Origin of the sequence: Clostridium ihumii AP5 (assembly GCF_000612845.1) — a bacterium.
Taxonomy (GTDB): domain Bacteria; phylum Bacillota; class Clostridia; order Clostridiales; family Clostridiaceae; genus Clostridium_J; species Clostridium_J ihumii.
The window spans coordinates 1-1,200 of the sequence record NZ_CCAT010000076.1 but is presented as its reverse complement, the minus strand read 5'-3'; the positions used below and the strand labels follow the sequence as shown (position 1 = coordinate 1,200).

1 protein-coding gene is annotated in these 1,200 nt (G+C 38.2%); it reads right to left on the bottom strand.

Annotation, left to right across the window (positions count from 1 at the left end; genetic code table 11):
* Positions 1–1,185 (bottom strand): elongation factor Tu (gene tuf, locus BN346_RS15765; RefSeq protein WP_040329875.1); only part of this gene is annotated, 1,185 nt, incomplete at its 3' end.
* Positions 1,186–1,200: the final 15 nt, after the last annotated feature.

Genomic DNA, 1,200 nt, shown 5'->3' with positions numbered 1-1,200 from the left:
TATAGAAGTAACAACTCCTGAACCTACTGTTCTTCCACCTTCTCTGATCGCGAATCTTAATCCCTCATCCATTGCTACTTGAGTTATTAATTCAACGTTCATGTCGATGTGATCTCCTGGCATTACCATTTCCATTCCTTCTGGTAATTTGATTGATCCTGTTACGTCAGTTGTTCTGAAGTAGAATTGTGGTCTGTATCCATCGAAGAATGGAGTATGTCTTCCACCCTCTTCTTTTTTAAGTACGTATACTTGACCTACGAATTTTTTGTGTGGGTGTACTGAACCTGGTTTAGCTAGTACTTGACCTCTTTCGATGTCTGTTCTTTGTATTCCTCTTAATAATGCTCCGATGTTATCTCCAGCTTCTGCTTGATCAAGAAGTTTTCTGAACATCTCTACTCCTGTACATACAGTTTTTCTTTTCTCTTCGCTTAATCCAACGATTTCGATTTCTTCTCCAACTTTTAGAATTCCAGTTTCAACTCTTCCTGTTGCTACTGTTCCTCTTCCTGTTATTGTGAATACGTCCTCTACAGGCATTAAGAATGGTCTATCTGTTGCTCTTTCTGGTGTTGGAATATAGCTATCTATTTCCGCCATTAAGTTCATGATACATTCTGTTGCTGCTGCATCTGTTGGGTTTTCTAATGCTTTTAATGCTGATCCTGTTACTATTGGAATATCATCTCCTGGGAAGTCATATTCGCTTAATAACTCTCTTACTTCCATTTCTACTAATTCTAGTAATTCTGGATCGTCTACCATATCTGCTTTGTTTAAGAATACTACTATGTATTGTACTCCAACTCTTGATGCTAGTAGTATGTGCTCTCTTGTTTGAGGCATTGGACCATCTGCTGCTGATACAACTAAGATAGCTCCATCCATTTGTGCAGCTCCTGTTATCATGTTCTTAACATAGTCTGCGTGTCCTGGACAATCAACGTGTGCATAGTGTCTTGTATCTGTTTCATACTCAACGTGTGATGTATTGATTGTGATTCCTCTTTCTTTTTCTTCTGGTGCTTTATCTATTGCTGAATAATCAAACGCTTCTGCATAACCTTTGTTTGCTAGTACTGTTGTGATTGCAGCTGTTAATGTTGTTTTACCGTGGTCTACGTGTCCTATTGTTCCAATATTAACGTGGGGTTTAGTTCTTTCAAATTTTTCCTTTGCCATTTCTAATTCCTCCTT